General features: G+C 74.1%; 11 protein-coding genes. 5 read left to right on the top strand and 6 right to left on the bottom strand.

The window, feature by feature from the left end; genetic code table 11:
- Window positions 1–81: 81 nt before the first annotated feature.
- Window positions 82–1,575 carry a depupylase/deamidase Dop gene (dop, locus tag AB0F89_RS21125; protein WP_367127192.1) on the bottom strand — a complete coding sequence of 498 codons (1,494 nt, stop codon included), beginning with the start codon at window positions 1,573–1,575 and terminating at the stop codon, window positions 82–84.
- Between the two features lie 52 nt (window positions 1,576–1,627).
- Window positions 1,628–4,105, bottom strand: coding sequence for an FtsX-like permease family protein (locus AB0F89_RS21120; RefSeq protein WP_367127191.1), 2,478 nt, complete (start codon window positions 4,103–4,105; stop codon window positions 1,628–1,630).
- A gap of 104 nt (window positions 4,106–4,209) precedes the next feature.
- Here AB0F89_RS21120 and AB0F89_RS21115 point away from each other — a divergent pair, with 104 nt between their 5' ends.
- Both AB0F89_RS21115 and AB0F89_RS21110 read left to right on the top strand, forming a co-directional pair.
- Entirely contained in the window at window positions 4,210–4,704 is a 495-nt protein-coding gene (locus AB0F89_RS21115; RefSeq protein WP_367127190.1) for an NUDIX hydrolase, read from the top strand.
- Window positions 4,695–4,991: a DUF6191 domain-containing protein gene (locus tag AB0F89_RS21110; RefSeq protein ID WP_367127188.1), complete on the top strand. Its 297-nt coding sequence runs from the start codon at window positions 4,695–4,697 to the stop codon at window positions 4,989–4,991. Before AB0F89_RS21115 ends, AB0F89_RS21110 begins: the two co-directional genes overlap by 10 nt.
- Here the strand turns inward: AB0F89_RS21110 and AB0F89_RS21105 are convergent.
- The 4 genes from AB0F89_RS21105 to AB0F89_RS21090 form a co-directional block, all read right to left on the bottom strand.
- Window positions 4,963–5,883 (bottom strand): aldo/keto reductase, encoded by a 921-nt coding sequence (locus AB0F89_RS21105; RefSeq protein ID WP_367127187.1) that lies wholly within the window; start codon window positions 5,881–5,883, stop codon window positions 4,963–4,965. The two genes, AB0F89_RS21110 and AB0F89_RS21105, sit on opposite strands and share 29 nt — an antisense overlap.
- A gap of 104 nt (window positions 5,884–5,987) precedes the next feature.
- On the bottom strand, window positions 5,988–8,351 hold the full coding sequence (locus AB0F89_RS21100; RefSeq protein WP_367127185.1) for an NACHT domain-containing NTPase: 2,364 nt from the start codon (window positions 8,349–8,351) through the stop codon (window positions 5,988–5,990).
- A 137-nt stretch (window positions 8,352–8,488) separates the two neighbouring features.
- On the bottom strand, window positions 8,489–9,256 hold the full coding sequence (locus AB0F89_RS21095; protein WP_367127183.1) for an ABC transporter permease: 768 nt from the start codon (window positions 9,254–9,256) through the stop codon (window positions 8,489–8,491).
- The gene (locus AB0F89_RS21090) at window positions 9,253–10,161 is read right to left on the bottom strand and encodes an ABC transporter ATP-binding protein (RefSeq protein ID WP_367127180.1); all 909 of its coding nucleotides are present in this window, start codon (window positions 10,159–10,161) and stop codon (window positions 9,253–9,255) included. The genes AB0F89_RS21095 and AB0F89_RS21090 overlap by 4 nt, the downstream gene beginning before the upstream one ends.
- A gap of 112 nt (window positions 10,162–10,273) precedes the next feature.
- Here AB0F89_RS21090 and AB0F89_RS21085 point away from each other — a divergent pair, with 112 nt between their 5' ends.
- The 3 genes from AB0F89_RS21085 to AB0F89_RS21075 all read left to right on the top strand — a co-directional run bounded on the left by AB0F89_RS21085 (window position 10,274) and on the right by AB0F89_RS21075 (window position 12,877).
- Window positions 10,274–11,380, top strand: a complete 1,107-nt coding sequence (locus tag AB0F89_RS21085; RefSeq protein ID WP_367127179.1) for a sensor histidine kinase — start codon at window positions 10,274–10,276, stop codon at window positions 11,378–11,380.
- Window positions 11,381–11,686: 306 nt separating this feature from the next.
- Complete coding sequence (locus AB0F89_RS21080) at window positions 11,687–12,157, top strand: hypothetical protein (protein ID WP_367127177.1); 471 nt, start codon at window positions 11,687–11,689, stop codon at window positions 12,155–12,157.
- 75 nt (window positions 12,158–12,232) lie between these two features.
- On the top strand, window positions 12,233–12,877 hold the full coding sequence (locus AB0F89_RS21075; protein WP_367127175.1) for a response regulator: 645 nt from the start codon (window positions 12,233–12,235) through the stop codon (window positions 12,875–12,877).
- Window positions 12,878–12,995: the final 118 nt, after the last annotated feature.

The following is a 12,995-nucleotide window of genomic DNA, read 5'->3' as shown; positions in this document are numbered from 1 at the left end:
GACCTCCCGGTCTTCGGGTCCTGCGAGTTAAAGCCTACCCACGAGGTACGACGAACTGCGCCTGCCACTCGGGTCTGTTGATCAGCCCCGGGTCAGCGCCTCCACCAGTTGCTCGGCTGTGTCGGAGGCTTCCAACAGGGCTCCGACGTGGGCTTTCGTGCCGCGCAGCGGTTCCAGGGTGGGAATCCGAACGAGTGATTCCCGACCGAGGTCGAAGATCACCGAATCCCACGACGCGGCGGCCACCGAAGTGGGGTAGCGCTCCAGGCAGCGGCCGCGGAAGTAGGCGCGGGTGTCCTCCGGCGGCGCGAGGACGGCCGCGCGCACCTCCTCCTCGCCGACCAGGCGCTTCATCGAGCCGCGGGCCACCAGCCGGTTGTACAGGCCCTTGTCCAGCCGCACGTCGGAGTACTGCAGGTCGACCAGCGACAGCCGGGGCGAGCCCCAGGCCAGGCCGTCCCGGGCGCGATAACCTTCGAGCAACCGCAGCTTCGCCACCCAGTCGAGCCGGTCGGCGCACTCCTGCGGGTCGCGGGCCAGCGCGTCCAGCACCTCGCCCCACACGCGCAGCACGTCCCGGTCGCCGTAGCCCTCCTGCTCCACGAACGCGGCGGCGCGCTCGTGGTAGGCGAACTGGAGGTCGAGCCCGGTGACCTTGCGCCCGTTGGTCAGCTCCACCCTGGTCTTCAGCGTCGGGTCGTGGCTGATCTGGTGCACCGCGCGGACCGGCTCCTGCAGCCGCAGGTCGTCGAACCGGCGGCCGGCCTCGATCATGTCGAGCACCAGCGACGTGGCGCCGCACTTGAGGTAGGTGGAGTACTCGGCGAGGTTGGCGTCGCCGATGATCACGTGCAGCCGGCGGTACTTGTCCGCGTCGGCGTGCGGCTCGTCGCGGGTGTTGATGATGCCGCGCTTGAGCGTGGTCTCCAGGCCGACCTCGACCTCGATGTAGTCCGAGCGCTGGGACAGCTGGTAGCCGGCCTCCTCGCCCGCCGCGCCGATGCCGACCCGGCCGGAGCCGACCACGACCTGGCGGGACACGAAGAACGGCGTGAGCCCGGCGATCACGGCGGTGAACGGCGTGCTGCGCTGCATCAGGTAGTTCTCGTGGGTGCCGTAGCTGGCGCCCTTGCCGTCCACGTTGTTCTTGTACAGCTGGAGCCGGGGCTGGCCGGGCACGGTGGCCGCGCGCATCGCGGCCTCCTCCATCACCCGCTCCCCCGCCTTGTCCCAGATCACCGCGTCGCGCGCGTTGGTGACCTCGGGCGCGGAGTACTCGGGGTGGGCGTGGTCGACGTAGAGGCGCGCGCCGTTGGTGAGGATGACGTTGGCCGCGCCGAGGTCCTCGACGTCGTTGTCGCCCGGGTGGCCGCCGGGGGCGCCGAGGTCGAAGCCGCGCGCGTCGCGCAGCGGCGATTCGACCTCGTAGTCCCAGCGCGCCCGGCGGGCCCGCGGTATGTCGGCGGCGGCCGCGTAGGCGAGCACCACCTGTGTCGAGGTGAGCACCGGGTTCGCCGTCGCGTCACCCGGCACCGAGATGCCGTACTCGACTTCGGTTCCCATGATCCGCCGCATGGCTCCAGCCTACGACCAACCACCCGCGCACCGCCCGGACGAAGGTCACGTTTCAGCCGGCGGCGAGTCCGGCGGCCGGCCTGATCCGGGCCGCGCCGCGGGCCGGGCCGAACGCCGCGAGCACCGCCAGGACCACCACGCCCGCGCCACCGACCAGCAGCGGGAGCACGGCTGCGGTGGGCCAGGCGAACACGCCGACGGCGGCCAGCGCCAGCTCCGCGTAGACCAGGCCGAACACACCGCCGCCCAGCACGCCGACCAGCGACAACAGCACCGCTTCGGCCACCACGCCGCCCTGGATGCCGCCCTTGGTGACGCCGAGCGCGCGGCGCAGCGCCAGCTCCTTGCGGCGCTCCTGCACGGAGATCGTCAACGCGGTCCCGATCCCGGTCACCGCGACCGCGACGGACAGCCCCAGCAGCACCATCAGCAGCACGATGCCCAGGTCGAGGTAGCGCTGGTTCTCGGCGCTGGTCTCGGCCCTGGTCTTCACCAGGACGGTGGGCGCGTCGGCCAGGGCGGCCCGCACGCCCCGCTGGTAGGCCGCCGGGTCCGCGCCCGGCTTGAACGCCACCAGCACCTTGGACGCCGGGGCCAGCCCCGGGTCGGGCAGCACCACGTCGGCGTCGTCGAGCAGGGAGCCGGTGAACGTGCCGACGAACGTGGCCGTGCGCGGTCCGCCGGGCAGGCCCTGGACGGTGAACGGCTCGCCGAGCCGCGCGCCGAACCGCTCGGCGTACCACTCGTTGAGCAGCACGGCGCCGGTCGTGAAGTCGGTGGCCCCGACGCCCCGCCCGCCCAGCCAGTCGCGCAGGCGGTCGGGGTCGGCGCCGACGACCAGCGTCGGGAACGCGTAGCCCTCGCCGTCGCGCTGGTCGACCTCGACGCCGTGCAGGACGACGGTGCTCGCCGCCTCGGGCTGCTCGGCCGCCGCGCCGACACCGCCGTCGAGCGCGCGCCCGCCCGCGTCCGCCACCACGGCGTCCGGCTGGGGCTCGTTGCTGAACTCGTCCTCCATGCGCTGCGCCGAACCGACCGTGACGGCGAAGAACGTGACCATGGCGGCGGCCAGGAGCAGCGGCATCGCCACCGACGCGGACCGCTGCGGCACCCGCCGCACCTCGGCGGCGGCCAGCTTCCACTGCGCGCCGCCGAACCGGCTCGCGACCGAGCCGAAGATCCGGCCCAGCGCGGGCACGATGACCGGTCCGAGGACGCCGAACAGGCCGAACACCGCGGTGATGCCGGAGAACAGGACCAGGAAGATCGCCGCCAGCGAACCGGCCGCCAGCACGCCGAGCGCGGCCATGACCGCGGCGGCGGCGACCAGCACGACGCCGAAGACCCGGCGACGGCGCACCACGGCCTGGTCCGGCGTCTGGCCTTCGGACGTCCGCAGCGCCGCCAGGGGTGGGATGCGGGCGGCGGTCAGCGAGGGCCGGACCGCGGCGAACGCGCTCAGGGCGGCCGCAGTGGCCACGCCGATCAGCAGCTGGCCGGTGGTCGGCAGCAGCGGCGGGCTCAGCTCCACCGCGCCGAGCAGCGCGGACAGGCCGGTGGCGTCGAACAGCCTGGCCAGCAGCCAGGCCACGGACCCGCCGAGCACCGCGCCCACCACGCCCGCGACCGCTCCGGTGAGCAGAGCTTCGAGCAAGTTCGCCCAGACGAGTGGTCCTCGGTGCGCGCCGAGGCAGCGCAGCAGGGCGGTGTGCCGCTGGCGCTGCGCGTAGACGGCGCGGTAGGTCGCGGAGGCGACGAACACCGACGTGGCCAGCGCCAGGATGCTGAACGGCAGCAGCACGGCGGCCAGGCTGTTGTCCGCGGGCTCCGCGGCGATGGCCGCCCTGGTGTCCACCCGGAAGTCCGCGCCCGCTGCCTGGGCCACGGCGGCGCGGTCGCCGCCGACCACGTACAGCGCCTCGACCCGGGGCGTGCCGCCGAGCTTGGCCGCCAGGCGCTCGCCGACCACGATCAGCGGCTCCTCGCCGACCGAGCCGCGCTTGGTGACGCCCCGGACCACCACGTCCAGCGGCTTGCCCGCCGCGTCGGCCAGCCGCACCGCCGCGCCCGGCATCAGGCCGTGCTCGTGGGCGGTGACCCGGTCGACCGCGATCTCGCCGTCCGAGCCGGGCGAACGGCCCTCCAGGATCGGGACGCGGTGCAGGTCCTCCCGGTCCGGCTCGACGTCGGCGGTGGCCCGGCGACCGCTCGCCCGGCCACCGTCGAGCAGCAGGTCGGCGCGGACCTCGCGGATCGGTTGCGCCAGCGTCACCCCGGCCACCTGCGCCACCCGGTCGGCGGTCGCCTGGTCGAGGACCGCGTCGGAGCCGGGCAGCGGCGGGCGGACCACCAGGTCCACCCCGGCCGGCGCGGAGGGCGTGCCGTCGTTCGTGGCGCGGACCATCGCGTCGCTGAGCATCAGGGCCGCCAGCAGGCAGGCGACGCCGACGACCAGGGCGACACCGGGCAGCACGGCGCGGCCGGGCCGGTTGCGGAACTCGGCGACCGCGAGCCGCAGGGATGTGGGCACAACTCCTCCTCGTGACGCGAACGCCACGACGGTAGGAAGCGGGGACGTCGGCAGGCGTCGGCCCGGGGTAGCACCGGCCGGTACTACCTGGGGAGGATCTTCCCGTGGAACGAGTGGTGGTGGTGGACCCCGACGGCACCCCCGTCGGCACGGCGACGCGCGCCCGGATGCGCGCGGAGGGCTTGTGGCACGCGTGCGCGGTGATCGTGGTGCGCTCGCTCGACGGGACGCGGCTGTACGTGCACCGGCGTACCGGGACCAAGGACGTCTACCCCGGGCTGTACGACCCGACGTGCGGCGGCGTCGTCGCGGCGGGTGAGACGCCGGACGAGTGCGCGGTGCGCGAGCTGGGCGAGGAGCTGGGCGTCTCGGCGACGCCGGAGTTCCGGTTCCGCACGCCGTTCGTCGACGGAACCATCCGCTACGTCGCGCACGTTTACGAAGCGCGCAGCGACGGGCCGTTCACCCTCCAGCCGGAGGAGGTGGCCTGGGGCGGCTGGATGGCGCTGGACGAGGTGCGGGCGAGAGCGGAAGACCCGGGGTGGCCGGTCGTGCCGGACGGCCGGGTCCTGATCCGGAAGTGGTTCACATGGGCATGATCTTCGCGATGTCGATCCCCGGCCTCGCCCTGCTGCTGCTGGGCCTGGCGACCGGGGAGCAGCTGTCGAGGTGGGCGCGACGGCGCAAGGGTCACCCGGTCGTGTCCGCGACCGTGCTGGAGGAGTTCACCACCCTGTTCCAGGGCGGCAAGCACGTCGAGCTGGAGCAGCGCCAGGTGTCGCTGATGCTGGGCGAGGACGAGGAGTCGTCCGCGCCGCCGCGCGGGCCGCTCGACCTGGACTCCGGCCGGGTGCGGCTCACCCCCAAGCCAGCGACGCCCGAGTAGCCCAGTACCGCTCGGCGGGTTCGGCGCAGTCGGCCAGCTCGTCCGGGTCCAGCTCGACGTGCTGCGCCTTGAGGTTGGCGTGCAGCTGGTCCGCGCTCGCCGCCCCGGACAGGACCACGTCGGCCCACGGCTGCGCGCGGACGGCGGCCAGCGCGATGGCGTCCGCGCCCACGCCGTGCCGGTCGGCCAGCTCGCGCACGGGCGGCGGCGGGTTGACGGCCAGCCTGCCGTTGGCCAGGCCCTCCTTGACGAACACCTCCGCGCCGGCGTCCCGCGCGAACGCCAGCGCCGGTCCCGCCGACGTCTCCAGCACGTTCCAGGTGGACTGGACGCTGTCGAACAGCCGCCGTCCCTCCACGGTCAGCTCCAGGGCCCGGCGGATCGTTTCGGCCTGGCGCGGGCCGGACGTGGAGAAGCCGAGCCGCACCCCGGAGTCCCGCAGCCCGCCGAGCGCGACGAGCAGGTCGAGGTCGCCGAACAGCCCGCTGTCGGACGTCAGCGAGTGCACCTGGTAGAGCCCGACGTGCGCGCCGAGCAGGTCCTCCGTCTCCCGCCACTGGCGGGTGAAGCGGTCCAGCGAGTGCTCCTTGACCTCGTGGACCTCGGCGTCCGGCCGCCAGTCGGCGACGTAGGCGTACCCCCACTTGCTCGACACCTGCACGTCCCGGTGACCGCGCGCGGACAGCCACTGGGCCAGGAACTCCTCGGCGCGGCCGTAGGAGCGGGCCGCGTCCACCCGCCGCACACCGGCCGCGTAGGCGGCGTCGAGCACGGCGTGGCACTGGGCGCGCATGGCGTCCACGTCCCGGTGCTCGGGCAACGCGTGCTCGCGGCCGAGGTTGATGTACGCGGGGCGACCGAGGGCGGCGAGGCCGAGGGCGAAGTCGGGCACGCCGGACACGGTAACCGGACACCCCGCCGGCCGCCGGTCGCCGGGAGTCGTGGCCACCGCAGGTCGGCTGTCGTGGGGAGCGGGCCGGTGTGCGGTCGAGGCCGTCACTTCCGGTGGTTCTCGTGGGGGCTGTCGGGGCGGGCGGGGCTGTCGGGGCTGCGGCCGGCGGCGAGGTGGCGTTGGAGCCGTTCGTGGCGGAACTCCCAGACCGGGCCGGACTGGCGCAGCACACCGCGGTCGTAGGCGTCTTCGAGGAACGAGCGCAGTCGCCACGGCAGCCGTCCGGTGAGCGGGAGCCACAGCCTGGCCACGATCAGCCAGTGCCCCCACGCGGACGCGGTGACGGCGTAGGCCAGCGCGCCGAAGATCCAGTTCATGACGCCGACACCGAGTGCGTAGCCGAGGCTCGTGTACGCGGCGCCCGGGACGACGAGGGCGATGATCAGGTCGCCGAACGCGTAGGCGCACAGCCCGGTCACCAGCCCGAAGACGAGGCCGCCCAGCAGCATCTGGGTGCGCACCGCGTCGCGGTTGGCCTTGAGCGAGTCGCCCGGGCTCGCCGCCGCGTCGGCGTCGGCGGGCGACTCGAACCACGACGCGACACCGATGGCCGCGGCGGCCGCGACGCCGAACACCGCGGCGAACACCGCGCTGAGCACGGCCCCGGTCCGCGGGGTGACCACCGCCGCGCTGGGGAGGGCGGCCAGCAACCCCACCCCCGCGCCGAAGCCGAGTCCGCCGATGAGCGCGGTGACGGTCCTGGAGCGCACCTTGGCGAGCGGGATCGCGCCGGAGGGCCTGCCCCGCCCCATCCGCACGCGGATGAGCGACGGGGCCGGGGTGATCACCCGGAGGTGGCGCATCAGGCCGTGCGCCAGGCCGAGCACCGGTCCGGCGACCGCGCCGGTGAGCAGGCCGTTGACGAGCTGGAGCCACAACCCGTCGAGGATCGTGCCGCCGTAGATGAGCACCGACAGCGGACCGCCCACGACGACGTAGACCAGCGTGATGGACACCATCGACACGAGCCCGACCACGACGGCCCGCGACCAGGCGGGCAGCGACGTGCCGAGCCCCCACCACGCGATGCCGGGCTCCCGCCGGGTGGCGCCGTGCCGCGCGAGGTAGCCGAGCCACCGGAGGACCTGGTCGAGGCGCCAGTCCTGCTCGCGCTCGTCCGCCGGGTCGTCGTACACGCTCGGCACGAAGCTGCCGAGCAGGTGGTCCTCGATGTCGGGGGCGGCGGGGAACCGCCCGGTGTCCAGCAGGTCGGCCGGGTCCCGCCCCGGGGTGTCGCTGTAGATCGCGCGGGCCAGGGAGACCATCAGCGGCGTGCTCAACGCGGCGGCGACGTTGCGCGCGCCGGCGTCCGGGACGTCGGCGGTCAGCCGCGCGATCACCGGGTGCCACCTGGTCCCGGCGGTCCCGGTGGCGCTGCCGGCGCCGGGGTCGCTGCGGGTGGCGCGCGGCAGGTAGCCGGCCAGGTCGGCCGGGCTCAGGACGCCCAGCCGGATGACGGCCGCGCCGGTGAGCACGTCGGCGGCGACGGCGTTCTCGTACTCGGCGGGCCGGCTCGTCAGCACCACCGGGAGGTCGGCCTTGTTGAGCTTGCGCAGCGCCGGCCCCCGCAGCCCCCTGGCGATCTCGTCGAAGCCGTCCAGCACCGGGAGGACCATGTCGGTCCCGACCAGCGCGGCGCCCAGCGCCACCCCGCCGGGCGTGGTCCGGGCGAGGCCGGGGTGGTCGCGGACCAGCAGCTCGGCGAGCCACGCGCGGAACCCGGTCCGGGTCGGGTCCCACGAGGCGACGTCGACCCTCACCGGCACCGGTTGGCCCGGCTCGCGGTCGCCGAGCAGGTCCAGGGTCAACCGGGTGGCCAGCATCGTCTTGCCCGAACCGGCGTCGCCGAGCACCACCAGCCTGCCGGTCGGCACTCGCCGGTAGACCTCGGCGACCTGGCCGAACCCGCCGTCGAGGTCGACCCGCTCCGCGCGACCGCCGATCGGCCGGGCGTGGATGTTCTCCACGTGGTCGCTCAGCTCCCCGACCACGTGCGCCCAGCGCACCGGCAGCGGGAAGGGGTCGTGCACCTGCTGGTGCTCGTACTCGCGCCGCAGGCGGATGCCCACGCTCATCGCGAGTTCTTCGGCGGCCGGCTCCAACCGGCCCACCGGTCGCGTCGGTCGGGTCCGGCGGGTCGAGGCGCCCGGTTCCCGGCCGGGCGGCCGCGCGGAGGACGCCTCCCCCTCGGACGGCGGCAACGCGTCCGAGGACCGCTGCGCGGCGATGGTCGGAGGCGGTGCCACGTGCAGGTGCACGCCACCGTGCAGCACCCCGGCTTGCACGACCCCGCCCGCGACACCGGGCATCACGTTGTGCGCCACGCCGGTGCCTCCCCCGACGACGACGGCACCGGTGTCGGCGGGCTCGGAGTCGGAGGGTTCGGGGTAGGCGGGTTGCTCAGGCACGAACGCCCCCCCCCCCAAAAAAAACACCTCCCCCACCCGGTCGCGGGCTCGCCGGGACCAGAGTCGCACCACACCGCCGGGCCACCGGGTGACGTCGGCCGAGTTCACCCGATCGACCGACCTCACCCGGCCGGAGCTCAGGCGTCTCTTCGCAGCAGGGCGGCCGCACCGGCGCCCACCGCCAGGACCAGGTAGGCGACCATCACCAGGCCGGCTTGCAGCGGGGACAGCAGGGGGTTCGGGATGTCGCCCGACAGCTGGGGCGCGAGCACCGGCAGCATCACCGCGTACGCCCGCTCGTTCCACGGGCTCGGCAGGATGAGGGTCAGGGTCGGCAGGACGTACAGCAGGACGCAGAGGGACACCAGGGTGCCGGCGGTGGAGCGGAGCAGGAAGCCCAGCCCCATGCCCACCAGGGCCAGCAGGACCATGGACGCCACGTTCGCCAGCAGCTCGGGCAGGGCCTCGCCGAACGAGTCGTGGGCGGAGATCGGGCTCGGGCGGCCGACGGTGATCCACTCCCCCGCCAGGTAGGCCGGCAGGGTCACGAGCAGGGCGACGGCCAGGGACGCGGCGGCCACCACGGCGGTCTTGGCGACCAGGTAGTCGCGGCGCCGGGGCACCGAGACCAGGGCGGTGCGGATCATGCCGGTGCCGTACTCCGAGGTGATCGCCATCGCCCCCAGGACCCCCAGGCAGAACTGGGTGAACGGGACCACGAGGATGCTCGGGTCGGCCGCGCCGAACTTCTGCTGGAGGTCCGGCGGCGAGGTGTCCCAGTCGGCCGTCATCAGGTACGACACCAGCACACCGCCCAGCAGGGCGATCACGATCGCCAGCAGGACGTAGGTGGTCGAGCGGACCGAGCGGAGCTTCAGCCACTCCGAGTTCAGCACGGCGGTCATCGGGTCGTCTCCTTGGTGCGGTACTCCACGCTGTCCTCGGTCAGCTCCAGGTAGGCGTCCTCCAGGGACGCGCTGCGCGGGGTCAGCTCGTGCAGGCGGATGTCGTGGTGGGCGGCCAGGTCGGCGATGTCCGGCGCGGCGAGCCCCTGCACGAGCAGGGCGCCGTCCTCGGACCTGGTCCGCGCGCCGGCGGCCGTCAACGCGGCCACCAGGGCGTCCGGCGCGGGCGTGCGCACGAGGACGTCCTTCTTGAACTGCTCCTGCAGGTCCGCCATGGACGCCTCCAGGATCAGCCTGCCCTTGCCGATCACGATCACCCGGTCGGCGGTCAGGGCCATCTCGCTCATCAGGTGGCTGGACACCAGGACCGTGCGGCCCTCCGCGGCCAGGCCGCGCATCAGGTCGCGGATCCAGCGGATGCCCTCCGGGTCGAGGCCGTTGACCGGCTCGTCGAACAGCAGCACGCCCGGATCGCCCAGCAGGGCCCCCGCCACGCCCAGGCGCTGCTTCATGCCCAGCGACAACGACCCCACCCGTCTCTTCGCCACCCCGGCCAGGCCGACCTGCTCCAGGGTCGCCACCACCCGGCTGTCCTTGATGCCGTTGCTGCGGGCCAGCACCCGGAGGTGGTCGTAGGCGGACCGGCCGCCGTGCACCGCGCCCGCGTCGAGCAGCGCGCCGACGTGGTGCGCGGGACGGCGGATGTCGGCGTACCGGCGGCCCTCGACCAGCGCCTCGCCGCTCGTCGGCCGGTCCAGGCCGAGGATCGCCCGCATGGTGGTGGACTTGCCCGCGCCGTTGGGGCCCAGGAAGCCCGCCACGTAGCCGGGTTTGACCTCGAACGACAGGCCGTCCACGGCGCGGGTGGCGCGGTAGCGCTTGGTCAGGTGCCTCACTTCGATCATGGGGTTGAGCTTGCCGGGGGTGGTGGGGTGGGCGGATCGGACCACGGTCCTTGATTTCGGGTCGGACCGTGGTCCGACGCCACCGGCCGCGCCGACGATTACCGTCCCGACCGTGAGATCACGAGTCCTGCGGATCCTGCCGACCGCCTACCTGTACGCGCTGGACACAGCCGCGGCGGTGCTGCTCGTCCTCGTGTACCTGGAGTTCGCGCGGAACAGCGGGGTCTCGCCGTGGCTGGGCTACCCGGTCGCGATGCTGGTCGGCGCGCCCCTGGCGCTGCGCCGCCAGCGGCCGGTGCTGACGCTCGTGATCGTGCTGACCGCGCAGAACGTGGCCACGCTCGTCCACATCACGCTGGAGCCCTACAGCGCCACGGCGTTCGCGCTGTACATGGTGGCCGCGGTCAGCGCGCACCGGGTGGCCGTCATCGCGCTGGGGTGCTCGCTCGGCACGGCATGGGCAGCGGTGCTGATCAGCGAGTCGTGGCCGGAGTCCGCCGGGCTGGCCGTGTTCCTGAGCCTGGTGCTGGGCGCGGCGTGGGCGTTGGGGCGCACCACGCAGGTGCGCCGGTCCTACGAGAGCCGCCAGGCCGCCGAGGCCGCGTCCAGGGCGGTGACCGAGGAGCGGATGCGGATCGCCCGCGAGCTGCACGACGTGGTCGCGCACAACCTCAGCCTGATCACGGTCAAGGCCGGTGTCGCCGTGCACGTGGCGGCGACGCAGCCGGAGCAGGCGCAGGAGGCGTTACGGGTGATCGAGAGCGCGTCGCGGGGCACGCTGGTCGAGATGCGGCGGCTGCTGGGCGTGCTGCGGTCGGAGCAGGCAGCCGCCGAGCTGGTGCCGATGCCCGGGCTGGACGACCTGCCCGCGCTGGTCGAGCGGGCGTCGCTGGCGGGGGTGTCCGTTTCGCTGTCGGTGTCCGGCTCGCTGCCCGACGGGTTGGGGCTGACCGCGTACCGGATCGTGCAGGAGTCGGTGACCAACGTGGTCAAGCACGCCGCACCGGCCTCGTGCGAGGTGTCGATCGTGGTCGGGGACTCCTCGGTCGTGGTGTCCGTGGTGGACGACGGGCCCGGGGAGAGGGTGCTGGCCGGTGGGGTCGGGGGGCACGGGTTGATCGGGATGCGGGAGCGGGTGGCGGTGTACGGCGGCACCTTCTCGGCCGGGCCGCGGGCAGGCGGCGGCTTCGCGGTCCGCGCCGAGGTGCCGCTGTCATGACCGGTGTGGTGATCGCGGGTGGGAGGTTGCCGACCGGCGGCAGCGGGCGGTTCGAGGGCAGCGGACGGTTCGACGACAGCAGGCGGTTCGAGGGCAGCGGGCGGCTCGGCGACAGCGGGCGGCTCGGCGGCAGCGGTGGCGAGGTGCGGCGGGGCGGCCGCGATCGTGGCTGGCCTGGCGATCGCCGACGAGAAGTTGCCGGCAGTGGGCGGCCCGGGCGCGCCGGTGGCGAGGCGCGGCAGGGCGCTCCCCGCCGGAACGCGGGCAGACAGCCGCTCAACGGTCCGGGCCAAGGCGTCTGCGGACGTGGCCGACCTGGCGATCGCGGACGCGAGGCTGCCGACAGCGGGCGGCTCGGGCACCGACGGCGAGGTGCGACGGAGCGCCCCCGCCGGGCCGCAGGCGGACAGCGGCTTAGCGGTGTCGGCCGGAGCGGTCACGGGCGGCGTGGCGATCGCGGGCGGGAGGTTGCCGGTGGCGGTCGGTTCGGGCGCGCCGGTGGCGAGGCGCGGCAGGGCGGCCGTGGTCGTGGCTGGCCTGGTGATCGCGGACGGGAGGTTGCAGGTGGTGGGTGGTTCGGGCGCGCCGGTGGCGAGGCGCGGCAGGGCGGCCGTGGTCGTGGCTGGCCTGGTGAACGCGGACGGGAGGTTGTCGGCGGCGGCGCGGGGAGAGGTGGGCTGGTCGGGGTGGCAGTGGGTGGTGGGGCGCGACGTGGGGGTCGGCTGGGTAGCGGCGGGTGGAGGCTTGGCGGTTCGGGCCGAGGGGGCGCTGTCATGATCGACGTGGTGAGCGCCGGTGGGTTGGGTGGGAGACGGGTGGTGGGGTCGTGGTTCGGGACGAGGTGGCGGTGTCGTGACTGATGTGGTGATCGTGGACGACCAGGCGTTGTTGCGCGGCAGCTTCCGGGTGCTCGTGGACTCCGCGCCGGACCTGCGGGTGGTCGGCGAGGCCGGTGACGGGGCCGAGGCGGTGGCGGTGGTGCGGGAGACGGCGCCGGACGTGGTGTTGATGGACGTGCGGATGCCGGGGATGGACGGGATCGCGGCGACGCGGGAGATCAGTTCGTTCTCGGCGGCGCGGGTGCTCATCCTGACCACGTTCGACCTGGACGAGTACGTGTACGCGGCGTTGCGGGCCGGGGCGAGCGGGTTCCTGCTGAAGGACACCCCGCCGGCGGACCTGTTGGCGGCGGTGCGGGTAGTGGCGGCCGGGGACGCGTTGTTGTCACCCTCCGTGACGCGGCGGCTGGTGTCGGAGTTCTCCAGAACACCCCCTCCGCGCGTGGATCGGCTGGAAAAAATCACGGAGCGTGAACAGGAAGTATTGCTGTTGATCGCGCGCGGGTTCTCCAACGCCGAGATCATGCAGGAGCTGCGCCTGTCGACCGGCACGGTGAAGACGCACATCGGCCGTCTGCTGCACAAGCTCCAGGCCCGCGACCGGGCCCAGCTGGTGATAGCGGCCTACGAGTCCGGCCTGGTCACCGCCCGGTCCTGAGCGGGCCGAAGACGAGAGGCAGCGGCCGGGGAAGCGCCCCGACACGCGGACAGCCCGCCCGGCGCGAGGGCCGGGCGGGCTGTCCAGGCGGGTTGTCGTGGACGACGCCGCAGGTGCG

Source organism: Saccharothrix sp. HUAS TT1 (assembly GCF_040744945.1).
Lineage (GTDB): Bacteria > Actinomycetota > Actinomycetes > Mycobacteriales > Pseudonocardiaceae > Actinosynnema.
This window is presented reverse-complemented; position numbering and strand designations above follow the sequence as displayed.